Origin of the sequence: Cupriavidus sp. L7L (assembly GCF_004353535.1) — a bacterium.
Taxonomy (GTDB): domain Bacteria; phylum Pseudomonadota; class Gammaproteobacteria; order Burkholderiales; family Burkholderiaceae; genus Cupriavidus; species Cupriavidus oxalaticus_A.
This window is the reverse complement of record NZ_SMNY01000001.1, coordinates 148072-173428: the sequence shown is the minus strand read 5'-3', so window position 1 is coordinate 173428 and position 25357 is coordinate 148072. Positions and strand designations below refer to the sequence as shown.

At 65.6% G+C, this 25357-nt stretch carries 23 protein-coding genes; 14 read left to right on the top strand and 9 right to left on the bottom strand.

The window, feature by feature from the left end; all coding sequences use genetic code 11:
* Window positions 1-8: 8 nt before the first annotated feature.
* Window positions 9-623 carry a glutathione S-transferase family protein gene (locus E1J61_RS00830; protein WP_133092297.1) on the bottom strand — a complete coding sequence of 205 codons (615 nt, stop codon included), beginning with the start codon at window positions 621-623 and terminating at the stop codon, window positions 9-11.
* A 366-nt stretch (window positions 624-989) separates the two neighbouring features.
* On the opposite strand from E1J61_RS00830, the gene purB reads away from it, so the two are divergent.
* From purB to E1J61_RS00790, 8 genes are all read left to right on the top strand, one after another.
* Window positions 990-2366 (top strand): adenylosuccinate lyase, encoded by a 1377-nt coding sequence (gene purB / locus E1J61_RS00825; RefSeq protein WP_133092296.1) that lies wholly within the window; start codon window positions 990-992, stop codon window positions 2364-2366.
* A gap of 289 nt (window positions 2367-2655) precedes the next feature.
* Window positions 2656-3210 (top strand): cytochrome b, encoded by a 555-nt coding sequence (locus E1J61_RS00820; protein ID WP_133092295.1) that lies wholly within the window; start codon window positions 2656-2658, stop codon window positions 3208-3210.
* Between the two features lie 71 nt (window positions 3211-3281).
* Complete coding sequence (locus E1J61_RS00815; RefSeq protein ID WP_133092294.1) at window positions 3282-3863, top strand: YceI family protein; 582 nt, start codon at window positions 3282-3284, stop codon at window positions 3861-3863.
* 86 nt (window positions 3864-3949) lie between these two features.
* Window positions 3950-4540: a YceI family protein gene (locus E1J61_RS00810; protein ID WP_133092293.1), complete on the top strand. Its 591-nt coding sequence runs from the start codon at window positions 3950-3952 to the stop codon at window positions 4538-4540.
* Window positions 4541-4927: 387 nt separating this feature from the next.
* The gene (locus E1J61_RS00805) at window positions 4928-6319 is read left to right on the top strand and encodes a class I SAM-dependent methyltransferase (RefSeq protein WP_133092292.1); all 1392 of its coding nucleotides are present in this window, start codon (window positions 4928-4930) and stop codon (window positions 6317-6319) included.
* A gap of 22 nt (window positions 6320-6341) precedes the next feature.
* Window positions 6342-7673 carry a sensor histidine kinase gene (locus E1J61_RS00800; RefSeq protein ID WP_133092291.1) on the top strand — a complete coding sequence of 444 codons (1332 nt, stop codon included), beginning with the start codon at window positions 6342-6344 and terminating at the stop codon, window positions 7671-7673.
* Window positions 7674-7688: 15 nt separating this feature from the next.
* Window positions 7689-8822 carry a hybrid sensor histidine kinase/response regulator gene (locus E1J61_RS00795; protein ID WP_133092382.1) on the top strand — a complete coding sequence of 378 codons (1134 nt, stop codon included), beginning with the start codon at window positions 7689-7691 and terminating at the stop codon, window positions 8820-8822.
* On the top strand, window positions 8819-9826 hold the full coding sequence (locus E1J61_RS00790) for a response regulator (protein WP_133092290.1): 1008 nt from the start codon (window positions 8819-8821) through the stop codon (window positions 9824-9826). The genes E1J61_RS00795 and E1J61_RS00790 overlap by 4 nt, the downstream gene beginning before the upstream one ends.
* Window positions 9827-9897: 71 nt before the next feature.
* Here E1J61_RS00790 and secF read toward each other — a convergent pair whose 3' ends face one another.
* The 5 genes from secF to queA all read right to left on the bottom strand — a co-directional run bounded on the left by secF (window position 9898) and on the right by queA (window position 15793).
* On the bottom strand, window positions 9898-10869 hold the full coding sequence (gene secF, locus E1J61_RS00785) for a protein translocase subunit SecF (RefSeq protein ID WP_133092289.1): 972 nt from the start codon (window positions 10867-10869) through the stop codon (window positions 9898-9900).
* A gap of 50 nt (window positions 10870-10919) precedes the next feature.
* A complete protein-coding gene (gene secD / locus E1J61_RS00780) occupies window positions 10920-12791 on the bottom strand; it encodes a protein translocase subunit SecD (protein WP_133092288.1) in 1872 nt (623 codons plus the stop codon).
* A 218-nt stretch (window positions 12792-13009) separates the two neighbouring features.
* Window positions 13010-13336 carry a preprotein translocase subunit YajC gene (gene yajC / locus E1J61_RS00775; protein WP_133092287.1) on the bottom strand — a complete coding sequence of 109 codons (327 nt, stop codon included), beginning with the start codon at window positions 13334-13336 and terminating at the stop codon, window positions 13010-13012.
* A 223-nt stretch (window positions 13337-13559) separates the two neighbouring features.
* Window positions 13560-14690 (bottom strand): tRNA guanosine(34) transglycosylase Tgt, encoded by a 1131-nt coding sequence (tgt, locus tag E1J61_RS00770; RefSeq protein ID WP_133092286.1) that lies wholly within the window; start codon window positions 14688-14690, stop codon window positions 13560-13562.
* Between the two features lie 14 nt (window positions 14691-14704).
* Window positions 14705-15793: a tRNA preQ1(34) S-adenosylmethionine ribosyltransferase-isomerase QueA gene (gene queA, locus E1J61_RS00765; protein ID WP_133092285.1), complete on the bottom strand. Its 1089-nt coding sequence runs from the start codon at window positions 15791-15793 to the stop codon at window positions 14705-14707.
* Window positions 15794-16021: 228 nt separating this feature from the next.
* On the opposite strand from queA, the gene recG reads away from it, so the two are divergent.
* Together recG and E1J61_RS00755 are read left to right on the top strand one after the other, a co-directional pair.
* Window positions 16022-18208: an ATP-dependent DNA helicase RecG gene (gene recG, locus E1J61_RS00760; protein ID WP_133092284.1), complete on the top strand. Its 2187-nt coding sequence runs from the start codon at window positions 16022-16024 to the stop codon at window positions 18206-18208.
* Window positions 18209-18319: 111 nt separating this feature from the next.
* Complete coding sequence (locus E1J61_RS00755; protein WP_133092283.1) at window positions 18320-19270, top strand: LysR substrate-binding domain-containing protein; 951 nt, start codon at window positions 18320-18322, stop codon at window positions 19268-19270.
* 36 nt (window positions 19271-19306) lie between these two features.
* Here E1J61_RS00755 and E1J61_RS00750 read toward each other — a convergent pair whose 3' ends face one another.
* Window positions 19307-19522 (bottom strand): hypothetical protein, encoded by a 216-nt coding sequence (locus tag E1J61_RS00750; protein ID WP_133092282.1) that lies wholly within the window; start codon window positions 19520-19522, stop codon window positions 19307-19309.
* 150 nt (window positions 19523-19672) lie between these two features.
* Here E1J61_RS00750 and E1J61_RS00745 point away from each other — a divergent pair, with 150 nt between their 5' ends.
* The 4 genes from E1J61_RS00745 to ubiA all read left to right on the top strand — a co-directional run bounded on the left by E1J61_RS00745 (window position 19673) and on the right by ubiA (window position 22932).
* Window positions 19673-21115 (top strand): catalase, encoded by a 1443-nt coding sequence (locus E1J61_RS00745; RefSeq protein WP_133092281.1) that lies wholly within the window; start codon window positions 19673-19675, stop codon window positions 21113-21115.
* A gap of 45 nt (window positions 21116-21160) precedes the next feature.
* The gene (locus E1J61_RS00740) at window positions 21161-21355 is read left to right on the top strand and encodes a hypothetical protein (protein WP_133092280.1); all 195 of its coding nucleotides are present in this window, start codon (window positions 21161-21163) and stop codon (window positions 21353-21355) included.
* A gap of 92 nt (window positions 21356-21447) precedes the next feature.
* Entirely contained in the window at window positions 21448-21933 is a 486-nt protein-coding gene (locus E1J61_RS00735) for a Dps family protein (RefSeq protein ID WP_010815054.1), read from the top strand.
* 141 nt (window positions 21934-22074) lie between these two features.
* Window positions 22075-22932: a 4-hydroxybenzoate octaprenyltransferase gene (ubiA, locus tag E1J61_RS00730; protein ID WP_133092381.1), complete on the top strand. Its 858-nt coding sequence runs from the start codon at window positions 22075-22077 to the stop codon at window positions 22930-22932.
* Window positions 22933-23792: 860 nt separating this feature from the next.
* Here ubiA and proC read toward each other — a convergent pair.
* Entirely contained in the window at window positions 23793-24626 is an 834-nt protein-coding gene (gene proC, locus E1J61_RS00725) for a pyrroline-5-carboxylate reductase (protein ID WP_133092279.1), read from the bottom strand.
* Window positions 24627-24665: 39 nt separating this feature from the next.
* On the bottom strand, window positions 24666-25355 hold the full coding sequence (locus E1J61_RS00720; RefSeq protein ID WP_133092278.1) for a YggS family pyridoxal phosphate-dependent enzyme: 690 nt from the start codon (window positions 25353-25355) through the stop codon (window positions 24666-24668).
* Window positions 25356-25357: the final 2 nt, after the last annotated feature.

Here is a 25357-nt window from a genome sequence, read left to right as displayed (position 1 = left end):
GGCGGGTTTCAGCCGCGCGGCGGCGCGGTATCGATGAACGACTGCCGCTTCGACAGCTTTTCTTCCAGCGCCGCCAGATTGGGATGGCGCTCGCGCCAGGCGATGTCGGGGAAGCGGAAATCCAGGTAGGACAGCGCGCAGCCTACCGCGACGTCGGCCAGCGAATAGTGCGTGCCGGTGCAGAACGGGCGGTCGGCCAGGCCCTGGGCCATGGCGGCCAGCGCCGTGTCGATCTTGCCGAGCTGGCGCTTGACCCAGCGCTCGCTGCGCTCGTGCGGCTCGCGCTGTGTCACTTCCAGGCGAGCCAGCAGGGCCGCGTCGAGCAGGCCGTCGGCCAGCGCTTCCCAGCAGCGCACTTCCAGCCGCTCGCGCCCGCCCTGCGGAATCATCCGGCTGACCGGCGTCAACGTGTCGACATACTCGACGATCACGCGCGAATCGTAGATGGCACTGCCGTCTTCCATCACCAGGCAAGGCACCTTACCCAGCGGGTTGTACTGGACGATCTTCGATTCCGGCGACCAGACGTCCTCTTCAACCAGCTGGTAGTCGATCTTCTTTTCCGCCATCACCACGCGCACCTTGCGCGCGTAGGGACTGGTATGGGACGCATACAGCTTCATGTTCTCCCCTTGAGCTTGTTATGAAGTGCATCGCCTGCCGCGTGGCAACGGCGCCGGGGTGCGCTGCTGCCCGATGCACTTCATAACAGGCTACTGGAACGGCGTGCGCGAGTATACCTGCGGTACCGGACGAATGCGGGGTCGCGCACCGATGCCCCGCGGGCGCACTGGACCGCTGCCCCGGAGCCGGGGCAGGGGTGGTAAAATCCCGCGTTGCGCAGCGCCGGGTGCCGGTGCGGCGCATCGGGCGCTTCGCCCTTGTTGCCGGCGCTTCAGGCGCCTCCGCCGATCCGACGCTGATTTCGCGCCAGCCCCCGCGGCGCGCACCGTACGTCCCCTATTTCCTTCCTTTCCCCGGTTTCCAGCATGACCACCTCTTCGCTTTCGCCGCTCACCGCTCTTTCCCCGATCGATGGCCGCTACGCCGCCAAGGCCGACGCGCTGCGCGAATGGCTGTCCGAGGCGGCCTTCATGCGCAACCGCGTCAAGGTCGAGGTGCACTGGCTGATCGCGCTGGCCCAGACCGGCCTGCCCGACATGCCGAAGTTCTCCGCCGCCTCCGAAGCCGCGCTGCTGGCGCTGGTGGACAAGTTCTCCGAAGCCGATGCCGCCCGCATCAAGGAAATCGAAGCCGTCACCAACCATGACGTGAAGGCCGTCGAGTACTGGCTCAAGGAGCAGGTCAAGGGCAATGCCGAACTGGAAGCGGCCAGCGAGTTCATCCACTTCGCCTGCACCTCGGAAGACATCAACAACACCTCGCACGGCATGATGCTCAAGGGCGCCCGCGACGGTGTCATCGTGCCGGCGCTCAAGCGCGTGCACGCCCGCCTGGTGGAGCTGGCCAGGCTCAATGCCACCCAGCCGATGCTGTCGCGCACCCACGGCCAGCCGGCCAGCCCGACCACGCTGGGCAAGGAAATGGCCAACGTGGCCGCGCGCCTGGCGCGCGCGATCCAGCGCATCGAGCAGGTCGAGCTGCTGGGCAAGATGAACGGCGCGGTGGGCAACTACAACGCGCACCTGTCGGCGTATCCGGCGTTCGACTGGGAAGCGTTCTCGAAGCAGGTGATCGAGACCCGCCTGGGCCTCGCCTTCAACCCGTACACCATCCAGATCGAGCCGCACGACTACATGGCCGAGCTGTTCGACGCGGTCGCCCGCGCCAACACCATCCTGCTCGACCTGAACCGCGACATCTGGGGCTATATCTCGCTGGGCTACTTCAAGCAGAAGACGAAGGCCGGCGAAATCGGCTCGTCGACCATGCCGCACAAGGTCAACCCGATCGATTTCGAGAACTCGGAAGGCAACGTCGGCCTGGCCAACGCGGTGCTGCGCCACCTGTCGGAAAAGCTGCCGGTGTCGCGCTGGCAGCGCGACCTGACCGATTCGACCGTACTGCGCAACATCGGCGTGGCCTTCGGCTACAGCCTGCTGGCCTATGAGGCCTGCCTGCGCGGCCTGGGCAAGCTGGAAACCAACCCCGAGCGCCTGGACGAAGACCTTGACAATTGCTGGGAAGTGCTGGCCGAGCCGGTGCAGACCGTGATGCGCCGCTTCGGCGTGCCCAACCCGTACGAGCAGCTCAAGGAGCTGACCCGCGGCAAGGGCATCTCGCGCGAGGCGCTGCAGACCTTCATCAACGGCCTGGCCATCCCGGACGATGCCAAGAAGCTGCTGCTCGACATGACGCCGGGCAGCTACATCGGCAAGGCGGTTTCGCTGGCCGAGCGCATCTAAAGGCACATCTGCCGGCCGCTAGGTCGGCATAGCCGAAAAAGCCATCCGCAGGATGGCTTTTTTGTTTTTGTGGCAACGGGTTGCGCCAACTGGCCGGCCGCCTGCGGCGTTGTGGCGTATGCGGCAGAATGACACTTCAAAGCATTTGAATAACTTAATGAAGGACTGTCCTGCATGGGCGCACTTCCCGCCGCAATAATGCGAGAATCTTCAGCGGCCCGGCGGATCCAATTGCTGGGTGCGTCCCCAAATTTGTGAAATGCCCATGACCACGGGCGAGAGGAAACAGATGCGTTCTACCGCCAATGCCCCGGCCGGCTACGGTGCCACCGCCATCGCGCTGCACTGGATCGTCGCCCTGGCGATCTTCGGCGCGTTCGGGCTCGGCCTGTACATGACCGGCATCCCGGGGCTGACGCCGACCAAGCTGAAGCTGTATTCGTGGCACAAGTGGCTGGGCGTGACGATCTTTGCCGTGGCGCTGCTGCGCGTGCTGTGGCGCGCCACGCACGCGGCGCCGCCGGTCGCGCCGGGCACGCCGGCGTGGCAGGCCAGGGCCGCCGCCGGCGCGCATCACCTGCTGTACCTGCTGATCGTGATCGTTCCGATCAGCGGTTATCTCTACAGCTTGGCGGCTGGCGTGCCGGTGGTCTACCTCGGCCTGTGGAAGATGCCGGTGCTGATCGAGAAGAACGACGAACTGAAGGAAGTGCTCAAGTTTGCGCATGCCTGGCTGAACTATCTGATGGCCGCCGTGGTCGTTGTCCATGCGGCGGCGGCGGTGAAGCACCAGTTCGTCGACCGCGACGGCACGCTGGGCCGGATGCTGCCGTTCTTGCGCTGAACTTCTGCGCTGACATTACCGTTACCGCGGCGCCTTGCGCCGAACCCCGAACCTGACAGGAGTCATTGAAGATGAATCGCCATTCCCGCCGCGGCTCGCTGGCCCTCAACGCCACCGTGGCAGCCGTGCTGGCCGCCGCCGGCATCGCCGCCAACCTGGCCTGGGCCCAGGTCGACGCGGCCAAGAGCTCGGTGACCGCCGTGGCGCGCCAGATCGGCGTGCCGATGGAAGGCAAGTTCAGGAAGTTCGACGCGCAGGTCAGTTTCGATCCCGCCAAGCTGGCCACCTCGTCGGCCAAGGTCGAGATCGACGTCGCCAGCTTCGAGATCGGCGATGCCGAGACCACCAAGGAAGTGAAGGGCAAGGACTGGTTCGACGCGGCCAAGTACCCCAAGGCCGTGTTCCAGTCCACCAGCATCAAGAACGGCACGCCGGGCAAGTACGACGTCGCCGGCAAGCTGACCATCAAGGGCAAGACCGTCGACGTGGTGGTGCCGGCCACCTACCGCCAGGAAGGCGCCAGCCAGGTGTTCGAGGGCGCGCTGCCGATCAAGCGCACCGTCTTCAATATCGGCGACGGCGAGTGGAAGGACACGTCGGTGGTGGCCGACGATGTCCAGATCAAGTTCCGTATCGTGCAGGCCAGGAAGTAAGGCCGGCAATCCGCTGACGTACCAGGACGTTAATAACCAAGAACGTTCCGCTTAACCTGTTTAACCTGATTTTGTCGGGAGATCCCATGAAACTGCGTTCCGTCGTTGCCGCCGTCGCGGCCATTTCCGCAACCGCCGCCTTCGGCGTGGCTTCGGCCAATACCGTGACGTACAACCTCGATCCGACCCATACCTACCCGAGCTTCGAGGCCGACCACCTGGGCGGCCTGTCGACGTGGCGCGGCAAGTTCGACAAGTCCAGCGGCACCGTCACGCTGGATCGTGCCGCCAAGGCCGGTACCGTCGAGGTCAAGATCGATCCGTCCTCGATCGATTTCGGCAATGCCAAGCTGAACCAGCACGCCAAGGGCCCGGACATGTTCAACGTGGAAGCCTTCCCCGAGGCGACCTACAAGGGCAAGTTCAGCAAGTTCAAGGGCGACGTGCCGACCGAAGTCGACGGCGTGCTGACGCTGCGCGGCGTGTCCAAGCCGGTCAAGCTGGAAATCCGCGAGTTCAAGTGCATCCAGCACCCGATGCTCAAGCGCGAAGCCTGCGGCGCCGACGCCGTGGGCGAGTTCAACCGCGCCGATTTCGGCCTGGACTACGGCGTGAAGATGGGCTTCAAGCCCGAAGTCAAGCTCGCCATCCAGGTGGAAGGCGTGCGCGCCGAGTAAGAGCGCGCCCATGGGCTGGCTCCGCAGGGGCCGCTCACATGAAGCGACAAAAGGCCGGCGATCGCCGGCCTTTTTTCATGGTTTTGGGTATCCTGTAGCCGATCCCGCCGCAAGAGGGGACGGAAAGGCACTTGGTTGTACGCGCCGCAATTGCCACAGTACAATGGGCCGCGGCAATTCCACACGATCCGGGCTTGTCGGTGCTCTCCCGCACAGGGCGGGACCGCCACCCTCCCAACAGGCTATAGCGCATCCCTATGAGCATTCGCTGCACATCCCGATACCGGTAGCCTTCCCCGCGATTCCCTCGCCCCTCCTGCTGTACCCGGCCGTTCCGCCCAGGCAGTATGGCCCGCAGCGTTTCTCGGATTTCCCTGGCGCAATACCGTGTATTCCAAAACGCAAATCGATCCGGTAGTTAGTTTCCGCAACTCGCAGGGCGAGCAGGTGCGGGGCACGATCATCAATCTCCAGAGAAAGTCTCTGGTGATGGAAATCTACAATCCGTATTCGATCGTGCAGGTCAGCGAGGTGCTGAGCGAGCTCAGTGTCCGCATGGGCGCCAAGAATGCCTACCTGGGCAAGGCCGTGGTGATGAGCCTGGTGAATACCGGCCTGACCGCGGTGGTATCGCTGACGCTGATCGACGAGTGGCGCGAGCTGACCGACCTGAACAACGAGCCCAAGTCGGTGGCACGCGAAGCCGAGCTGTTCGTGCAGGACTGGGATACGCGCTTCAATATCCGGCGCGACTACCAGATCGTGGTCAACGAGATGCGCGCCTTCCTGTCCGAAGTATCGCGCTGGGTCGAGCAGGTCGACCTGACCGAATCGCTGCCGAAAAAGGACGGCAAGCTGCGCGAGGACGTGTTCTACGAGCTGGCCACGCCGATCATGGTCAAGACCAAGACCTACCTTGACTGGCTCGAGGGCGAGGCCGAGCGCGTGGACCCGGAAATCGCGCCGGTGCACCGCACCTATGCCCAGTCGGCGCTGCACCCGCTGCTGCTGCGCGCGCCGTTCGTGTACCGGACCTTCACCAAGCCGCTCGGCTACGCCGGCGACTACGAGATGGTCAACCAGATCCTGAGCGATCCGCAGCAGGGCCCGACCACTTACTTCCAGATCGTCAACACCGCTTTCCTGAAGGCGGCGGTGGCGACCGCGCACCGCAACCGCATCGACCTGCTGGTGGATTTCCTGACGCGCCAGGCCGAGCGCGCGCGCGCCGCCGGCCGCCCGTTCCGCGTGCTCAACGTGGGTTGCGGGCCAGCCTTCGAGATCCAGCGCTTCGTGCGGGAGTATCCCAATCCCGAGCTGCTGTCGTTCCAGCTGGTCGACTTCAGTGAAGAAACGCTGGAATACACGCGCAGTTCGATCGAGCGGGCGGCCTCTGGCGCCGGGCGCAAGGTGTCGGTGGAGATGGTGCACCAGTCGGTGCACGATCTGCTCAAGCGCCGCATCTCGCCTGACGATATCAGTGCCCGGGAGTTCGACGCGGTCTACTGCGCGGGGCTGTTCGATTACCTGTCGGACAAGGTCTGCACGCGGCTGCTGGCGTATTTCGCCTCGCGTTCGCGTGCGGCCGGCCAGGTGCTGGTCACCAACGTGCATGCCAACAATCCAGAGAAATTCGGCATGGAGCACCTGCTGGAGTGGTACCTGATCTACCGCGACGACGCCGGCATGGCGCAGCTGCTGCCGGAGAATTCGCACTCGCACCGCATCTACGTCGACGCCACCGGCGTCAACGTCTTTGCCGAAGCCACCATTGAATGAGGCTGTCCGCGCGGACCACCCCATGAGCACCAACCAACTCTACGCCGGTTACCAGTCCGAACTGGCCGACTTCCGCCTGGCGTTCAGCCGCGGCGGCGCCTATACCGCGATCGTGCTGGTCCTGCTCGGCGTCGGGCTTGACTACGGCCAGTATCCGCAGCAACAGCTGGCGTTCGCAGTGGCGCGCGTGGTGGTGTCGCTGCTGATCGCGGGCGTGGTGGTGATGCTGTACAGCGCGATCGGGCGCCGGTTTGCGCCGTGGCTGACGCTGACCTGGCTGCTGCTGCCGCAGATCATGATCGCGTGGATGATCTCGCAGACCGAAGGCGTGCAGTCGCCTTACTACGTCGGCCTGAACCTGGCGATCTTCGCCTCGGGCATCGCGCTGCCGTTCGGGCTGTGGCAGAACCTGGTCTTCGGTCTGCTTTCCTACCTGCTGTACGTGCTGGCGTGCCTGTTCCACGCAGGGGGCATCGAGCCGATGGGGACGTTTATCGTCAACTCGCTGTTCCTGCTATTCGCGGCCGCCGCCAGCGGCGTCTATACCTTCTTCAACGAGCGCGCGCGTTTCATGCTGTTCCGGCTGAAGGCGGAGGTGGCCGAGACCAACGCCGAGCTGGAAGTCATCAACCGCAAGCTGGTCGACATCAAGGGCCAGATGCTGCAGCAGGAAAAGATGGCCGCGATCGGTACGCTGGCGGCCGGGCTGCTGCACGAGGTCAACAACCCGGTCAACTTCTGCCTGATGGCGATCGAGGTGGCGATGGAAGAGCCGCAGGCCAAGGAGAGCGAGTCGCTGACCGAATGCCTGGTCGATGCCAAGCAGGGCATGCAGCGCATCCAGCATATCGTGTCCGACCTGAAGACCTTCGCCTACCGCAAGCCGGGTGCGGAGGTGGAGGGCACGCCGTTCCTGTTCGAGAAGGCGCTGGATTCCTCGATCCGCCTGACCGCGCACGAGCTGCGCGGCGTCAAGGTGACGCGCGAGCTGCCGGCCGACACGCTGGTGCTGGGCGACGAGGCCGCGGTCATCGGCGTGCTGATCAACCTGTTCTCCAACGCCGCGCTGGCCATGCGCAAGGCCGGCACGGCCGCGCCGGCGATCCATACCACGGTGCGCTGGGCCGACGGCCGGCTCCACGTCACGGTGCGCGACAATGGCCCCGGCATCGCCGAGGAAAACCTGGCGCGCGTGTTCGAGCCCTTTTTCACCACGCGCGACGTGGGGCAGGGCCTGGGGCTGGGGCTGTCGATCAGCTACGCGGTGATCGAGCGCCATGGCGGCCAGCTCTTCGCCGAGAGCGAGCTGGGGCAGTGGGCCGCGTTCAGCTTCGACCTGCCGCGCGCGGAGTAAGCCGTCATGAGTACCATGACCGAGGTGCAGCAAGCGCGGCCGACCCTGCTTTACGTCGACGACGAAGACATGGCGCGCAAGTATTTCGCGCGCGCGGTGGGCTCGGAGTATGAGGTACTCCTGGCCGCCAGTGCCGAGGAGGCGATCGCCACGCTCGCCACGGATGGCGCGCGCATTGCCGTCCTGGTAACCGACTTTCGCATGCCCGGCCGCGATGGCGGCGAGCTGCTGCGCGAAGTGGCGCAACTGTACCCGCAGATCGTGCGCATCCTGGTGACAGCGTATGCCGACAAGGACATGCTGCTGCAGACGGTCAACAGCGGCGAGGTGTTCCGCATCCTGGAGAAGCCGCTGAGCGTGGCGCAGGTGCGCGAAGTGCTGCGCCTGGCCGGCGAGCGCCACCGCGAACGCGCGCTGCGCCAGCACCGGCTGATGGCGATCGACGAGACCCTGGCCTTCCTGGCGCACGAGCTGAACACGCCGCTGGCGGCGATCGCCAACTTCGCGCGCGGCATCGAAAGCCGGGTCGCGGGCGAGTACAGCGAGCAGCGCCAGGGCGAGATCGGGCAGGCCGCCAGCGCCATGCATGACAACGCGCAATATTGCCTGGCGGTGCTGTCGTCGTTCCTGCAGTCGGTGCGCAGCAGTGCCGGCAGCAAGGCGGCGCGGCCCGAGCCCGGTGCCGAGGTCAGCGCGGGTGCGCTGGTGGCGTCGCTGCTCGATACCTATCCGTTTTCCGGCGACCAGCGCCAGTGGGTGCAGGTCGAGATGCACGGCGATTTCCCGGTGCAGACGCTGCCCAACTGCGTGGCGCTGGTGCTGTCCTCGGTGATGAGCAACGCGCTGCGCGCGCTTGCCGGCACGCCGTCGCCGGCGCTGCGCTTCGTGGTGATGGCCCAGCCGCACCAGGAAATCCATATCAGCGACAACGGACCCGGCATCCCGCCCGAGGTGATGGAGCGCCTGCTGGTCGATCCCGTGACCACCCACGCCAGCGCCGGCGGCAGCGGCCTGGGCATGATTTTCTGCAACCGTGTCATGCAGTCCTTTGGCGGCGGCATCCGGATCGCATCCGCGTCCGGCGCCGGCACGACCGTGACGCTGGACTTTCCAAGTTTCAAGAATCGAATGATTAGGAGTGACCGATGAGCGAACCGAATGCCACCCAGGCACCACCCCCGGCGATTCTGTTCGTCGATGACGAAGCCACCGCCGTCAAGTATTTCCAGCGCGCCATCGGGGCGCTGGCACCGGTGGTGACCGGCGGTTCGGTGGAAGAGGGCAAGGCTCTGCTGGACGCGCACGCCGACAGCCTGGCGGTGCTGGTGTCGGACCAGCGCATGCCCGGTGAATACGGCAACGAGCTGCTGCGCTATGCGCGCGAGCGCTATCCGCACATCGTGCGCATCCTGACCACGGCTTATTCCGAGCTGGACCAGACCGTCGAGGCGGTCAACCAGGGGCAGATCCACCGCTATATCAAGAAGCCGTGGGACATCACCGCGCTGCGCATGGAGCTGAAGCAGGCACTGGAGCTGTCCGGCCTGCGCAAGGAGCGCGACCAGCTGGTGCGAGAGAAGCTGGCGGTGCTGCAGACGCAGACCGTGGCCACCCGCATCGGCATGCTGCATGCGCTGTGCGCGAGCCTGATCGGCCCGGGCCGTTTCCAGCCGGTGGAGACCTACCTGGCGGCGGTCGACCTGGCCGGCGCACGCAATGCCGACCCGGACTGGCAGCGCATGGATTATGCCGACCTCGTGCGTGCCGAGGCCGAGCGCAGCGGCACCTTCGGCCATGCAGTGGCCACGCGCCTGGCGGCGCTGCGCAGCGCCAACGCGGGCAAGGGCGCGGCCGATGCGGTCGCGGTCATTGCCGACACGCTCGGCAGCGACGTGGTGCGCCGCGATGGCGACTCGGTGGTGTGGACCACGCCGGCCACGCTGGCGGAGTTCCTGGCGCAGCCGGTAGGTACGCCGGTATCGCCGCATCATGCGGCCTGGCTGGCGAGCCTGCTGTGGCTTGACGAGGTTGGCGGCGCGGTGCAGTTCGCGCGCGATGGCGACACCATCCTCTGCCGGACAGCGCCGCGCACCGAGACCTTCGCGGCTGACCGGCTGGCGGCGTGGATCGAGCGATTTTCGGAACCGGTTTGATCCGTCTGTATCTGCTCCAATAAAAATGGCGCCCCGCAGGGCGCCATTTCTTTTACCAGGGCTGCAGGGCGTCAGGCCTGCGCACCGAAGTTCGGATCGTTGCGGTCGGTCGACTCGCCTTTCCTGTCGGTCTTGACCAGGTCCTCGCGCTTCACGCCCAGCCACATCGCCAGCGCCGCGGCCACGAACACCGACGAATAGATACCGAACAGGATACCCACCGTCAGCGCCAGCGCGAAGTAGTGCAGGGTCGGGCCGCCGAAGAAGAACATCGACAGCACCATCATTTCGGTCGAGCCGTGGGTGATGATGGTCCGCGACATCGTGCTCGTGATCGCGTGGTCGATGACCTCATGCGTGGTCATCTTGCGGTACTTGCGGAAGGCCTCGCGGATCCGGTCGAAGATCACCACCGACTCGTTTACCGAGTAGCCCAGCACCGCCAGGATCGCCGCCAGTACCGACAGCGAGAACTCCCACTGGAAGAAGGCGAAGAAGCCCAGGATGATGACGATATCGTGCAGGTTGGCGATGATGCCGGCCACCGCGAATTTCCATTCGAAGCGGAACGACAGGTAGATCACGATGCCGGCCACCACGAACAGCAGCGCCAGCAGTCCGTCGGTGGCCAGCTCCTTGCCGACCTGCGGGCCGACGAACTCGACGCGCTGCAGCTTGACGTCAGGCGACGCCGCGGTCAGCGCGCCCATCACCTGCTCGCTCTGCTGGGCCGAGGTGGCGGGCTTGCCGTCCGGGCCCTTCTGCAGCGGCAGGCGGATCATCACGTCGCGCGAGGTGCCGAAGTTCTGCACCTGCACGTCGGTATAGCCCAGCTTGCTTACCTGGCCGCGGATCTTTTCCAGGTCGGCCGCCTGCTGGTAGCTGACCTCCATCACCGTGCCGCCGGTGAATTCGATCGACAGGTGCAAGCCTTTTTGCCAGAGGAAGAACACGGCCGCGGCAAACGTCACGAAGGAGATCACGTTGAAGATCAACGCGTGCTTCATGAACGGAATGTCGCGCCGGATGCGGAAGAATTCCATGTTGAATCCTGTTCTGTACTGCTAGTTTGCTGATCGACTGTCCTGGCCGCTTACTTGGCGACCGGGGTGTCAGAGGCGTTGCCCGGCTTCCAGATCTGGCCGATGGCCACGCTCTGCAGCTTCTTCTTGCGGCCGTACCAGAGGTTGACCAGGCCGCGGTTGAAGAACACCGCCGAGAACATCGAGGTCAGGATGCCCAGGCAGTGCACCACGGCAAAGCCGCGCACCGGGCCCGAACCGAAGGCCAGCAGCGCCAGGCCGGCGATCAGCGTGGTCACGTTCGAATCCAGGATGGTGGCCCAGGCGCGGTCGAAGCCGACCGCGATGGCCATCTGCGGCGACGCGCCGGCGCGCAGTTCCTCGCGGATGCGCTCGTTGATCAGCACGTTGGCGTCGATGGCCATGCCCAGCACCAGCGCGATAGCGGCGATGCCCGGCAGCGTCAGAGTGGCCTGCAGCATCGACAGCACCGCAATCAGCAGCAGCAGGTTCACGCCCAGCGCCACCACCGAGAACACGCCGAACAGCATGTAGTACAGGATCATGAACACGCCGATGGCGGCAAAGCCGTAGGCGACCGAGTCAAAACCCTTCTGGATGTTGTCGGCACCCAGCGACGGGCCGATGGTGCGTTCTTCGATGATCTCCATCGGCGCGGCCAGCGAGCCGGCGCGCAGCAGCAGCGCCAGGTCGTTGGCGGCTTCGGTGGAGTAGGAGCCGGTGATCTGGAAGCTAGAACCCAGTTCGGACTGGATCGTCGCCACCGTCAGCACTTCGCCCTTGCCCTTTTCGAACAGCACGATCGCCATCGGCTTCTTCAGGTTCTCGCGCGAGACGTCGCGCAGCACGCGGCCGCCCTGGGCGTCGAGCTTGATGTTGACCGAAGGCTGCTGGTTCTGGTCGAAGCCGGCGGAGGCGCTTTCGATGCGGTCGCCGGAGAAGATGACCTGCTTCTTCAGCACCACCGGGGCGCCGTTGCCTTGCGTGAACAGCTCGCTGCCGAACGGGACCGGGTCGCCCGGGCGCGGGCTGCGCGGCGCGTCGTTGTCGACCAGGCGCGCTTCCAGCGTGGCGGTGCGGCCGATGATGTCCTTGGCCTTGGCGGTGTCCTGCACGCCCGGCAGCTGCACCACGATGCGGTCGGCGCCTTGTTGCTGGATCACCGGCTCGGCCACGCCGAGTTCGTTAACGCGGTTGTGCAGCGTGGTGATGTTCTGCTTGACCGCGGCATCCTGCACGGCCTTGCGGGCCACTTCGGTGAAGGTGCCGACGACGTTGTTGCCGTCCATGGCGAAGGCCACTTCGCGCAGGTTGTCGGCCAGCAGGGCACGTGCGCGGTTGCCTTCGTCGGCGTTGTTGAAGCGCACCGTCAGGCGTTCGCCATCGCGGTCGATGCCGCCGTGGCGCATGTTCTTGTCGCGCAGCAGCGTGCGCGCGTCGCCGGCCAGGCTGTCGAGCTTCTTGTCGACGGCGCCCTTCATGTCGACCTGCAGCAGGAAGTGCACGCCGCCGCGCAGGTCCAGGCCCAGGTACATCGGCAGCGCGTGCAGCGAGGTCAGCCAGCGCGGCGAGCCCGACAGCAGGTTCAGCGCGACCACATAGGTTGGATCGGCGGCGTCCGGGTTGAGCGCGCGCGACAGCACGTCCTTGGCCTTGAGCTGCTCGTCGGTGGTGCGGAAACGCGCCTTGACCGAGCCGGACTGGCCGGAAATGTCGAAGAACACGCCGTCAGGCTGCAGCTGGTTCTGCGCCAGGATCTCTTCGACCTGCTTCTGCATCGACAGGTCGACCTTGACCGTGGCCTTGCCCGAAGACACCTGCACGGCGGGTGCCTCGCCGAAGAAGTTCGGCAGGGTATAGAGGATGCCGATGGTCAGCGCCACCAGGATCACGAGGTATTTCCAAAGCGGATAACGATTCATCTCGGGCCAGTCATTCAGCGGTTGGCGGGGCCGGCGCAGGCGTGGCGCGCCACGTCGGCGGGGCCGAACCGGTTTGGCAAACAGCCGCCTGGCAGCCACGGAACGGAGCCACGAGGGCTCCGGCGGGCTGGATCAGGCGGCTGCCGGGGCATGCGCGAACGGGCATGCCGGAAAAGACAAAGGCGGGAGTCGCTTAGTCGATCGGGGCGATCGGCGGATCAGAGCGCCTTCAGCGAACCCTTCGGCAGCACCGCGGTCACGGCATTCTTCTGCACGGTAATCTCGGTGCCTTCCGAGATTTCCAGGCTGACGTACTGGTCGGTGACCTTGGTCACGCGGCCCAGGATACCGCCGGCGGTGACGACTTCGTCGTTCTTGGCCAGCGCTTCGAGCATTGCCTTCGCTTCTTTCTGGCGCTTCATTTGCGGGCGGATCATGATGAACCACAGCACCGCAAACATCAGGATGATGGGCAGGAAGCTCATCAGGCCGCCAGCCGCGCCGCCGGCACCGGCGGTCTGGGCATATGCGTTAGAAATCAGCACGTTGATTCTCCGTCACAAAAGTCAGTCAAGTAATCGATCATTCTACCATTCGCATTCCGCCCGCCTTTGGCATTCTAGGGCGGAATACGGGTTTCTTCGGGGTGCCTTCGGGGCGACTCGCGGCTGATGCCGGCGAGCACAGCGCGGGATGCCGGATGTCGTCTCCGGGCAACCCCGGTATTCGACCGGCAGCGGCACGAAAGTTCGCGCCGCTGCACGGATTTCACTGCGTGCCGCGGGCGCGGTCAGACGCAAACTGGCGGCGGAAGTCGGCGAAGCGGTGATGCTCGATCGACTCGCGCACCTCGCGCATCAGCTGCAGGTAGTAGTGCAGGTTGTGGATGGTATTCAGGCGCGCGCCCAGGATTTCGCCGACCCGGTGCAGGTGGTGCAGGTAGGCGCGCGAGAAGTTGCGGCAGGTGTAGCAGGCGCAGCTTTCGTCGAGCGGGCGCGGGTCGTTGCGGTGCGCGGCGTTCTTGATCTTGACGTCGCCGTAGCGGGTGAAGAGCCAGCCGTTGCGCGCATTGCGGGTCGGCATCACGCAGTCGAACATGTCGACCCCGGCGGCCACGCCAGCGACCAGGTCCTCGGGCGTGCCCACGCCCATCAGGTAGTGTGGCTTGTTGGCCGGCAGGCGCGGTGCCACGTGCTCGAGCACGCGCATCATGTCTTCCTTGGGCTCGCCCACCGACAGGCCGCCGATGGCGAAGCCGTGGAAGTCCAGCTCGGACAGGCCCGCCAGCGATTCATCGCGCAGGTCCTCGTACATGCCGCCCTGGACGATGCCGAACAGCGCATTGGGGTTCTCCAGCCGCTCGAACTCGTCGAGGGAGCGCTTGGCCCAGCGCAGGCTCATGCGCATCGACTTGGCCGCTTCCTCGTGCGTGGCGGGGCGGCCGTCGATCTCGTACGGCGTGCACTCGTCGAACTGCATCACGATGTCCGAGTTCAGCGTGCGCTGGATCTGCATCGAGATCTCGGGCGAAAGGAAGAGCTTGTCGCCATTGACCGGCGACGCGAAGGTGACGCCATCCTCGGTGATCTTGCGCAGATCGCCCAGCGAAAACACCTGGAAACCGCCGGAATCGGTCAGGATCGGCTTATCCCAGCCGATAAACTTGTGCAGGCCGCCATGGGCGTTGACCACGTCCAGCCCCGGGCGCAGCCACAGGTGGAAGGTATTGCCCAGGATGATGTGCGCGCCGATCTCGTTCAGTTCCAGCGGCGACATGGCCTTGACCGAGCCATAGGTGCCCACCGGCATGAAGATCGGGGTCTCGACCACGCCGTGGTTCAGCGTGACGCGGCCGCGGCGGGCGTTGCCGTCGGTGGTGATGAGTTCGAAGTTGAGCATGCTTATGTCAGGGTTCAGGCCGCGGTTTCTGCGGGTTCCGCGGTATCGGCATCATTCCGGCGGGTCAGCAGCATGGCGTCGCCATAGCTGAAGAAGCGGTAGCGCTGCTCGACCGCATGGCGGTAAGTGGCGCGGATGGCTTCCACGCCGGCCAGCGCCGACACCAGCATCAGCAGCGTCGACTTGGGCAGGTGGAAGTTGGTGATCAGGGCATCGACCAGCCGGAAACGGTAGCCCGGGGTGATGAAGATATCGGTGTCGCCGCTGCCGGCGGTGAGCGTTCCATCAGGCTGCGCCGCCGATTCCAGCGCGCGCAGCGAAGTGGTGCCGACCGCGATCACGCGGCCGCCGCGGGCGCGCGTCTCGCGCACGGCCTGGGCCAGTTCCTCGGTGACGGCATACCACTCCGAATGCATCTTGTGCTCGGCCAGGTTCTCGGTGCGCACCGGCTGGAAGGTGCCGGCACCCACGTGCAGCGTCAGGAAGGCGCGGCGCACGCCGGCGGCATCCAGCCGCGCGAACAGTGCGTCGTCGAAGTGCAGGCCCGCGGTCGGCGCCGCCACGGCGCCAGGATTGCGCGCGTAGACGGTCTGGTAGCGGGTCTCGTCGTAGGCGTCCGGGTCGTGCGTGATATACGGCGGCAGCGGCAGGCGGCCGTAGCGCTCGATCAGGTCCAGCGCCGGCTCGGGGAAGCGTAGCGTGAAGAACTGGTCCACGCGTGGTCCGACCATCACCGTGAAGGCGTCTTGGGCCAGGTGAAGAGCGCTGCCCTCGCCGGGCGTCTTCGAGGCGCGCACCTGGGCCAGCACGGTATGCGAGTCCAGCACGCGCTCGACCAGCACCTCGACCTTGCCGCCGCTGGGCTTGTGGCCGAAGAAGCGTGCCTTGATCACGCGCGTGTCGTTGAAGACCAGCAGGTCTTCGCGGCGCAGGTAGTCGACGATGTCGCTGAAGGCGCGGTCGACCAGGCGCACCGCATCGGCGGTGTCGGCGGGCGCGAGCCGTTCCACCACCAGCAGCCGGCTGGCGCTGCGGTCGGGCAGCGCGCTCTGGGCGATCAGTTCTGGCGGCAGCGGAAAATCGAAATCGGAAAGCGTCAACATCGTGGAAACGGCGCGCGGGGCCCGCGACGGGTCGGAAAGCGAGGCACAAAGCGGCACTCGCCGCCCGTAGTGGCGGCCGGCATGGGTACAATCGGCGAATCCGATATTGTAAGGCCACGGGCGTGCTTGCCGCCGGGCCGGGCGTGATACCGGCTATTTCGGCTATTTGCCGGCGTTCCTGCCCATGCCCGCTGCCCCAGCCGTCCCTGCCGCCTGTCTTCGCTGCCGATGCCCGGAACCGCCACCGAAACGAACGACCTGTCCGCCGATGCCGCCAAGGAGGCGGCCGCACCCGCGCGTGGCAAGGCGGGGGAGGGCAAGGGCAAGCCCGCATCGTCCGCCACCTCGTCCGCCACCTCATCGGCGGCAGCGCGCCTCGCCAAGCTCGGCCTGCGCCGCCCGGTCGACCTGGTGCTGCACCTGCCGATGCGCTACGAGGACGAGACCACGCTGGCGCCGATCGCCGATGCGATCCGCCGCGCGGGGCTCGGCCAGCCGGCGCAGGTGGAAGGCGAGGTCATCTCCAACGAAGTCACGTTCCGTCCGCGCCGCCAGCTGGTGGTCAAGATTGCCGACGCGTCCGGCGAGCTGACGCTGCGCTTCCTCAACTTCTACGGCAGCCAGACCAAGCAGATGGCCGAAGGCGTGCGGCTGCGCGTGCGCGGCGAGATCCGCGGCGGCTTTTTTGGTGCCGAGATGGTCCATCCGACGGTGCGGCCGGTGGTGGAGGGCGAAGCGCTGCCGGACCGGCTGACGCCGGTGTATCCGTCCACCGCGGGCATCGCGCAGGCCTACCTGCGCAAGGCCATCGGCGGCGCGCTGTCGCGCACGCCGATGCCGGAGACGCTGCCGCGCCCGGTGCTGCAGGGTCCGCTGGCGCGCCTGCACCTGCGCCCGCTGGCCGACTGCCTGCGCCTGCTGCATGCGCCGCCTCCTGAAGAAAGCGAAGCGGCGCTGGCCGACCGCACGCATCCGGCCTGGCAGCGCATCAAGTTCGACGAACTGCTGGCGCAGCAGATCTCGCTGCGGCGCGCGCACGCGGCGCGGCGCGAGAAGACCGCGCCGACCATGCCGCGCCGCGAAGGCGGCCTGCTGACGCGCTTCCTGGCGGCGCTGCCGTTCCGGCTGACCGGCGCGCAGGAACGCGTGGTGGCCGAGATCGCCGCCGACATGGCGCGCCCGCACCCGATGCATCGGCTGCTGCAGGGCGATGTGGGCAGCGGCAAGACCATCGTCGCCGCGCTGGCGGCGTGCCAGGCGATCGACGCCGGCTACCAGGCCGCGCTGATGGCGCCGACCGAAATCCTGGCCGAGCAGCACTTCCGCAAGCTGTCGGCCTGGCTGGAGCCGCTCGGCGTGCCGGTGGTCTGGCTGGCCGGCAGCCTGAAGGCGCGCGACAAGCGCGTGGCCGCGGCACGCGTGGAGTCGGGCGAGGCGCAACTGGTGATCGGCACCCATGCGCTGATCCAGGACACGGTGCGCTTCGCGAAGCTGGGCCTGTCGGTGGTCGACGAACAGCACCGCTTTGGCGTGGCGCAGCGCCTGGCCTTGCGCGGCAAGGCGGGCGCGACCGATGTGCCGGCGACCGACACCGTGCCGCACCAGCTGATGATGTCGGCCACGCCGATCCCGCGCACGCTCGCCATGACGTATTACGCGGACCTGGACGTATCCGTGATCGACGAACTGCCGCCGGGCCGCACGCCGATCGTCACGCGCCTGGTCAACGACGAGCGGCGCGACGAAGTGATCGCGCGCATCCATCACGCCGCTGCAGAAGGCCGCCAGGTCTACTGGGTTTGTCCGCTGATCGAGGAAAGCGAGGCGCTGCAGCTGCAGACCGCGGTCGAGACCTATGAAACGCTGGTGGCCGCGCTGCCCGACCTGCGCGTCGGGCTGGTGCACGGCCGTCTGCCGCCTGCCGAAAAGGCCTCGGTGATGGATGACTTCAGCGCCAACCGCATGCAGGTGCTGGTCGCCACCACGGTGATCGAGGTGGGCGTGGACGTGCCCAACGCCTCGCTGATGGTGATCGAGCACGCCGAGCGCTTTGGCCTGGCGCAACTGCACCAGCTGCGCGGCCGCGTAGGGCGGGGCAGCGCCGAATCGGTGTGCCTGCTGATGTACCAGGCGCCGCTGTCGCCGACCGCGCGCGAGCGGCTGGCGACCATGCGCGAGACCACCGACGGTTTCGAGATCGCGCGCCGCGACCTGGAAATCCGCGGTCCGGGCGAGTTCCTCGGTGCGCGCCAGTCGGGCGAGGCCATGCTGCGCTTCGCCGACCTGCAGACCGACGCGTGGCTGGTGGAGTACGCGCAGGAAGCGGCCGAGCTGATGCTGGCACAGTTCCCCGAAGCGGTGGAAGCACACCTGTCGCGCTGGCTCGGCGGGCGCGAACACTACCTGAAGGCCTGATTGCGCCGGTGCTTGTGCCGCATCGTACGCATGCCGCACAAATCCCGGGGGCGCTCTGACAGATCCCGGAATCGAAGGTAAAATCTATCGCCTACCCGGAATTGATAAGTCATGACGCTCACTGAACTGAAGTACATCGTCGCCGTGGCGCGCGAGCGCCATTTCGGCCGGGCCGCCGAAGCCTGCTTCGTGTCGCAACCGACGCTGTCGGTGGCCATCAAGAAGCTGGAAGACGAACTCAACGTGCAGATCTTTGAGCGCGGCACCTCCGAGGTGTCGGTGACCAACATCGGCGAGCAGATCGTGGCGCAGGCCCAGCGCGTGCTCGAGCAGACCATGGCCATCCGCGAGATCGCCAAGCAGGGCAAGGACCCGCTGGCCGGGCCGCTGCGCGTGGGCGTGATCTACACCATCGGGCCATACCTGCTGCCATCGCTGGTCAAGCAGATGATCGGGACCGTGCCGCAGATGCCGCTGATGCTGCAGGAGAACTACACGCACAAGCTGATCGAGCTGCTCAAGCAGGGCGAGATCGATTGCGCGGTAATGGCCGAGCCGTTCCCCGATTCCGGCCTGACGGTGCGTCCGCTGTACGACGAGCCCTTCGTGGTCGCCGTGCCGCGCGGCCACCAGCTCGCCGAGGCGCGCGCGATCGACCCGGACGAGCTGAAGCGGCAGACCATGCTGCTGCTGGGCAGCGGCCACTGCTTCCGCGACCATGTACTGGGCGTGTGCCCGGAGCTGTCGCGCTTCTCGCAGGCCGCGGATGGCATCCAGAAGACGTTCGAAGGCTCCTCGCTGGAAACCATCCGGCATATGGTGGCCAGCGGCGTCGGCATTACCGTGCTGCCGCGTACCTCGGTGCCCGACCTGAAGGCCAAGGGCGACATGCTGTCGTACGTGCCGTTCGCCGATCCGGTGCCTGACCGCCGCGTGGTGCTGGCCTGGCGCAAGAGCTTCACCCGCCTGCCGGCGATGGAAGCACTGGCCAATGCCGTGGCCGCCTGCGAGCTGCCCGGCGTGCGCAAGCTCGATGCCAAGGAGCTCGCGGAAGCCGCCTGATCCTCCAACCAGACGCAAGCCAGAGGCCGCAACGGGCTATCCGTTGCGGCCTTTGTTTTTCTGTCCCCGCAGTACGGCATTTTCGGAGCCTGCCTTCGCTCCATCACTTTGCGCCGGCATGAAACCGGGGCAAGTCGAATAGATTTGACCTAATACATAGGTATAAATAATTAAATTCTCAGTCCAATAGTTTGTTTGTAGACTGCCTTCTACCATGCCGACTGGCATCGAACCAGGCAAGGAGCCGATCATGAGCACCAGTGCCCAGTCCATTTCCGGCACAACGATCAAGCGCCCGTTCTCTCTCCGCATGGGGCGCTACCTGCTCGATTGCCTTGCCTGCTACGCCGCCGCCAACTGAGGCGGAATTCTCTTCCAGCCCACCCACAACAAGAGGAATAGATGAGCAAGAAGGACACTCTCACCACCGCAGCCGGCGCACCCGTTGCCGACAACCAGAACTCGCAGACCGCCGGCCCGCGCGGCCCGATGCTGCTGCAGGACGTCTGGTTCCTCGAAAAACTGGCCCACTTCGACCGTGAAGTCATTCCCGAGCGCCGCGTGCATGCCAAGGGCTCCGGTGCCTACGGCACGTTCCGGGTCACGCACGACATCACGAAATACACCAAGGCCTCGATCTTCGCCGAAATCGGCAAGGAAACGCCGCTGTTTATCCGCTTTTCGACCGTCGCCGGCGAGCGTGGCGCGGCCGATGCCGAGCGCGACGTGCGCGGGTTCTCGGTCAAGTTCTATACCGATGAAGGCAACTGGGACGTGGTGGGCAACAACACGCCGGTGTTCTTCGTGCGCGATCCGCTCAAGTTTCCCGACTTCATCCACACGCAGAAACGCAACCCGCGCACCAACCTGCGCGACCCGATCGCGGTGTGGGACTTCTGGTCGCGCCATCCGGAATCGCTGCACCAGGTCACCATCCTTATGAGCGACCGGGGCCTGCCGCAGAACTATCGGCAGATCCACGGCTTCGGCTCGCATACGTATTCGTTCATCAACGCCAACAACGAGCGCTTCTACGTCAAGTTCCACTTCAAGTCGCAGCAAGGCATTGCCAACTGGACCAATGAAGAGGCGGCCAAGGTGGTGGCGAACGACCGCGAGAGCGCGCAGCGCGACCTGTTCGGGAATATCGAGCAGGGCAACTTCCCGCGCTGGAACCTGCGCGTGCAGGTCATGCCGGAGGCGGACGCGGTCAGGTACCACATCAACCCGTTCGATTTGACCAAGGTCTGGCCGCACAAGGACTACCCGCTGATCGACGTAGGCGTGCTGGAGTTGAACCGCAACCCGGACAACTATTTTGCCGAGGTCGAGCAGGTGGCGATGAATCCCGCCAATATTGTGCCGGGCATCGGCTTTTCGCCCGACAAGATGTTGCAAGGCCGCCTGTTCTCGTACGGCGACACGCAGCGCTACCGGCTCGGCATCAACCACCACCAGATCCCCGTGAATGCGCCGCAATGCCCGTTCCACAATACCTTCCACCGCGACGGTGCGATGCGCGTGGACGGAAACCAGGGCGGCAAGCTGAACTACGAACCGAACCGGGAAAGCGCCTACAGCGCCAGCGAACGCGCGATCGAGCCGCCGCTCGCGCTCGACGGCGCGGCCGACCGCTGGGACCACCGCGTCGACACGGACTACTACAGCCAGCCCGGCGCGCTGTTCCGGTTGTTCGACGAGGGCCAGCGCCAGCGTCTGTTCGCCAATATCGCGGCGGCAATGCAGGGCGTGCCGGAAGAGATCGCGCGCAAGCAGATCGAGCACTTCACCAAGGCCGATCCGGCCTACGGCGAGGGCGTGAAGCGCGCGCTTGACCTGAAGTAACCGTCTGGCGCGGCTGGCATGGCCGCCGCGCCTGGGAGAACCACCATGGCAATGATCCGGTTCTTTGTCGACGAGTGGCGCAAGCTTTGGCATGACGGCCATGACAAGCCCGAGCGCCCCGATGCCGCGCGGCTGCGCCACAAGCTGTGGCGCAAGGAAGTCGGCGTCGGCGTGATCCTGATCGGCGCCGCGGTGGTCTTTATCGAGATAGTCCGGGGTTTGTCCGGGATCGCCGGCTAATGCAATAATGCGGGTAACGCGCCGCCCGGAACCGTGTTTTCAGCAATTCCGGCGGCGCTCCTCGTGCTTTACCAGAACGGAGCGTACCTACCATGGCAAAGAAGAATGAGATGAGCGTGAACATCGGTATTTCCGACAAGGACCGCAAGAAGATCGCGGAAGGCCTGTCCAAGCTGCTGGCAGACACCTACACCCTCTACCTCAAGACCCATAACTTCCACTGGAACGTGACGGGTCCCATGTTCAATACGCTGCATCTGATGTTCGAGACGCAGTACACCGAACTGGCGCTGGCCGTGGACTCGATCGCCGAGCGCATCCGCGCGCTGGGCTATCCGGCACCGGGCACCTACAAGGAATACGCCCGCCTGTCGTCGATCGCCGAAGAAGAGGGCGTGCCCGAGGCGACCGAGATGATCCGCAAGCTGGTCGAAGGCCAGGAAGCCGTGGTGCGCACCGCACGCTCGCTCTTCCCGGTGATCGACGCCGCCGGCGACGAGCCGTCGGCCGACCTGCTGACCCAGCGCATGCAGACGCACGAGAAGACCGCGTGGATGCTGCGCGCGATGCTCGCCTGACGCCTTTGAGCGACTTCCGGCCGCGGCCACGCGGCGGCCGGCATTGCGCGCTGCAGCCATCCGGGCTGTGGCGCGTTTTCATTGAATCTTCCTTCCCGGATCCCCGCCGTGCAGTCCCTGTCGCCATTGCCTCCTCCTTCCATGCTTGAACGCCTTTCCCTCTACGCGCGCCTGGTGCGCATCGACAAGCCGATCGGCACGCTGCTGCTGTTGTGGCCGACGTTGTGGGCCATGTGGATGGCAGCCGGCGGGCCGCCGTCGTGGGGATTGTTCTGGATCTTCGTGGCAGGGACGTTTTTGATGCGCTCGGCGGGATGCGCGATCAATGACTGGGCGGATCGGGATTTTGACAGGCATGTGAAGCGGACCAAGGAGCGGCCGCTGACTGCCGGCAAGATCGCCGCCTGGGAAGCGCTTGCTGTTGCTGCGGTGCTGGCGCTGGTGGCGTTTACGCTGGTGCTGCCGCTTAATGCCTTGACCAAGTGGCTCGCCGTGGTGGCGGCGGTAGTGGCGGGGACTTATCCGTTCTTCAAGCGGTTCTTTGCGATTCCGCAGGCTTATCTCGGGATTGCATTCGGGTTTGGCATTCCGATGGCGTTTGCCGCGATCCAGGATCAGGTGCCGCCGGTGGCGTGGCTGATGTTGCTGGCCAATGTGTTTTGGGCGGTGGCTTATGACACGGCTTATGCGATGGTGGATCGGGATGATGATCTGCTGATCGGGATGAAGACTTCGGCGATTACGTTTGGTCGCTTTGATGTCTTTGCGATTATGGTTTGCTATGCGGCGTTTCTGGTGCTGATGGCTTTGGCAGGATTAATGCTGGGACTTGGGTGGCCGTATTGGGTTGGGCTGGCTGCGGCGGGTGTTTGTGCGGGGTATCACTACACGCTGATCCGGGGGCGGGATCGGATGAGGTGTTTTGCTGCCTTTCGGCATAACAATTGGCTGGGGGCGTGTGTTTTTGTTGGGACGGCGTTGGCTTATTTGATTGTGTGATTCTTGATTGATGGCCGACGGCTCATGCTATTGACGACATGTTGTCGGCTGTTTTAGTACTCGCATATCGCTGCTTGTGACATGCTGTCGGCCGTTGAACCGCCTGGTTCCGCCCTCCTGGGCGGGTCACTTTTTGCCCGAGCGGCAAAAAGTAACCCAAAAAGCGCGTTGCGGCCCTGCGGGCGGCCACTCTTATCGTAGTGTGCCGGGGCTTTCGTACGGGGCTTTGCTTCGTTGCGGGGCAGGACTGCCTGACGCCGTGGTGCGCCACGGTGGCTCTGGATTGACGCGATGTTTGAACGAGCCCAGAGCTGTGAGTGGCCCCTGCTGCGGGCGGCATGGTAGGAACGCCTACGGCTGCGCTGCGCGCCGGCCCTAAGGGCAAGGCCGCCGCCCCACGTCCTCGCCCGGGCTTCGGGCCCGGCGTCATTCACGACGGAGCTGTGCGAGCGCAGCGACGCACTCCGTGCCCGAGCCCTAAATCACAGGTACTGCCGGCGCGCAGCGCAGCCGAAGGCGTTCCTGTGTTGACGCCGGCAGCAGGCGGCCTACGCCCGGCATGGGGATTGTCCAATAGTGGGTCGACGCAGCCACTATCCCAGACTCACCTGGCGTAGCAGGTCCGAACCACTAGCCACATCGAACGGAAATCACCACCGCCCGAACCACCCACGCCGATAACTTGATAGCCAGCCGCTCAGGCGACGCGTTTTTTGGTTACTTTTTGTCGCTCGGACAAAAAGTGACCCCGCCCAGGAGGGCGGAACCAGGCGCTTCAACGGCCGCAGCATGTCACCAACGGCGACAGCGGACACCTAAACGCCCGACAGCATGTCATCAGCAGCGAAAGCCCACGAGCACTAGTCCTTCCCAAACTCTCCCCCCATCTCCGCCCCCCGAGCCGCGGCAGCATGCATCGCGCGCACGAAAGCATCACCAATCCCAGCCGCCTCCATTGCCGTCAGCGCGGCATAAGTCGTACCGCCCTTTGAAGTCACCCGTTCCCGCAGCGTCGAAACCGCCTCCGAAGACTGCCCAGCCAGCGCCGCAGCACCGCGAAAAGTCTCAACCGCCAGCTCGCGCCCCTGCTCCGCACTCAGTCCCAGCTCAGTAGCTGCCCGCTGCATCGCCTCGATGAAATAGAAGACATAGGCCGGGCCACTGCCGGAGATGGCGGTGACGCCATCGATCTGCGCATCATTCTCGACCCACACACACTTGCCCACAGCCTGCGCCACGGCGCTGGCAACATCCCGGTCAGCCGACGACAATCCTGCCGCCGCCGCCAGGCCAGTCATCCCCATCCCTGCCAGTGCCGGCGTATTCGGCATCGCCCGCACCAGCCGGTTGCGTCCACCCAGCCACCGCTGCATGTCCTGCAACCGGATCCCGGCCGCCACGCTGATCACCAGGTTGCCATCGCCAGCCGGCAGGTATGGCAGCAGCTGCGCCGCAGCCTCGCGGAACTGCTGCGGCTTGACCGCCAGCACCAGCACGTCACTGGCGCCGAATGCCGCATCCGGCGCCCCCGCGGCATGGACGCCGAGATCGCGCGACAGGCGCTGCTGCGCCTCCGGGAAAGGATCGACCACGCGGATCGAACCAGCGGGAACGCCGCGGGCGATCAGGCCGCCGATCAGCGCGGAGGCCATATTGCCGCCGCCGAGAAAGCCGAAGGTGAGGGTATCGAGCATGGGTGTCTCTGCAGTGTCTGGATTGATATTGGCGCCGGCTCAGCCGCGCGCACCGAAGATCGCGGTGCCGATCCGCACCAGGTTGGCGCCCTCGGCGATGGCGGCTTCCATGTCGCCCGACATGCCCATCGATAGCGTGTCGAGGTCCAGGCCGTTCTCCCGCAGCCCGCCCAGCAGCGCGCGCATGGCGGCAAACGGCCGCCGCTGGGCAACGGGATCGTCTTCAGGTTCGGGAATCGCCATCAGGCCCCGCAGCCGCAGGCCGGGCAGCGCGGCCACGGCCTGTGCCAGCGCCGGCACCTCAGCCGGCGCGACGCCGCTCTTGCTGGCTTCGCCACTGATATTGACCTGGAGGCAGACCTGCAGCGGCGCCATCCCGGCCGGGCGCTGCGCCGACAGCCGCTCGGCGATCTTGAGCCGGTCGATGGCATGCGCCCAGTCGAAATGCTCCGCCACCGGTCGCGTCTTGTTGCTTTGCAGCGGGCCGATGAAATGCCACTGCAACCGGCCCCGCAAATCGGCCAGCGCGGCGATTTTCTCCACCCCTTCCTGGACATAGTTCTCGCCAAAGGCGAACTGACCGGCCTCGGCGGCGGCGCGTACGCGGTCAGCGGATACGGTCTTGGAAACGGCCAGCAGGGCGATGTCGCCGGGCTGCCTGCCAGCCTGTTGTGCGGCCGCCGCAATGCGCTGGTTCACGGCTTGCAAGTTGGCGGCAATCACAGACATAA

Excerpts from the sequence above, each read along its gene's own strand:
- secD (WP_133092288.1), bottom strand. The coding sequence starts at position 12,791 with ATGAATCGTTATCCGCTTTGGAAATACCTCGTGATCCTGGTGGCGCTG.
- E1J61_RS00735 (WP_010815054.1), top strand. The coding sequence starts at position 21,448 with ATGGCAAAGAAGAATGAGATGAGCGTGAACATCGGTATTTCCGACAAG.
- E1J61_RS00755 (WP_133092283.1), top strand. The coding sequence starts at position 18,320 with ATGACGCTCACTGAACTGAAGTACATCGTCGCCGTGGCGCGCGAGCGC.
- E1J61_RS00745 (WP_133092281.1), top strand. The coding sequence starts at position 19,673 with ATGAGCAAGAAGGACACTCTCACCACCGCAGCCGGCGCACCCGTTGCC.
- queA (WP_133092285.1), bottom strand. The coding sequence starts at position 15,793 with ATGTTGACGCTTTCCGATTTCGATTTTCCGCTGCCGCCAGAACTGATC.
- E1J61_RS00830 (WP_133092297.1), bottom strand. The coding sequence starts at position 623 with ATGAAGCTGTATGCGTCCCATACCAGTCCCTACGCGCGCAAGGTGCGC.
- E1J61_RS00720 (WP_133092278.1), bottom strand. The coding sequence starts at position 25,355 with ATGTCTGTGATTGCCGCCAACTTGCAAGCCGTGAACCAGCGCATTGCG.
- secF (WP_133092289.1), bottom strand. The coding sequence starts at position 10,869 with ATGGAATTCTTCCGCATCCGGCGCGACATTCCGTTCATGAAGCACGCG.
- E1J61_RS00795 (WP_133092382.1), top strand. The coding sequence starts at position 7,689 with ATGACCGAGGTGCAGCAAGCGCGGCCGACCCTGCTTTACGTCGACGAC.
- E1J61_RS00790 (WP_133092290.1), top strand. The coding sequence starts at position 8,819 with ATGAGCGAACCGAATGCCACCCAGGCACCACCCCCGGCGATTCTGTTC.
- E1J61_RS00810 (WP_133092293.1), top strand. The coding sequence starts at position 3,950 with ATGAAACTGCGTTCCGTCGTTGCCGCCGTCGCGGCCATTTCCGCAACC.
- tgt (WP_133092286.1), bottom strand. The coding sequence starts at position 14,690 with ATGCTCAACTTCGAACTCATCACCACCGACGGCAACGCCCGCCGCGGC.
- recG (WP_133092284.1), top strand. The coding sequence starts at position 16,022 with ATGCCCGGAACCGCCACCGAAACGAACGACCTGTCCGCCGATGCCGCC.
- E1J61_RS00740 (WP_133092280.1), top strand. The coding sequence starts at position 21,161 with ATGGCAATGATCCGGTTCTTTGTCGACGAGTGGCGCAAGCTTTGGCAT.
- ubiA (WP_133092381.1), top strand. The coding sequence starts at position 22,075 with ATGCTTGAACGCCTTTCCCTCTACGCGCGCCTGGTGCGCATCGACAAG.
- E1J61_RS00800 (WP_133092291.1), top strand. The coding sequence starts at position 6,342 with ATGAGCACCAACCAACTCTACGCCGGTTACCAGTCCGAACTGGCCGAC.
- E1J61_RS00815 (WP_133092294.1), top strand. The coding sequence starts at position 3,282 with ATGAATCGCCATTCCCGCCGCGGCTCGCTGGCCCTCAACGCCACCGTG.
- E1J61_RS00750 (WP_133092282.1), bottom strand. The coding sequence starts at position 19,522 with ATGATCGGCTCCTTGCCTGGTTCGATGCCAGTCGGCATGGTAGAAGGC.
- purB (WP_133092296.1), top strand. The coding sequence starts at position 990 with ATGACCACCTCTTCGCTTTCGCCGCTCACCGCTCTTTCCCCGATCGAT.
- E1J61_RS00820 (WP_133092295.1), top strand. The coding sequence starts at position 2,656 with ATGCGTTCTACCGCCAATGCCCCGGCCGGCTACGGTGCCACCGCCATC.
- proC (WP_133092279.1), bottom strand. The coding sequence starts at position 24,626 with ATGCTCGATACCCTCACCTTCGGCTTTCTCGGCGGCGGCAATATGGCC.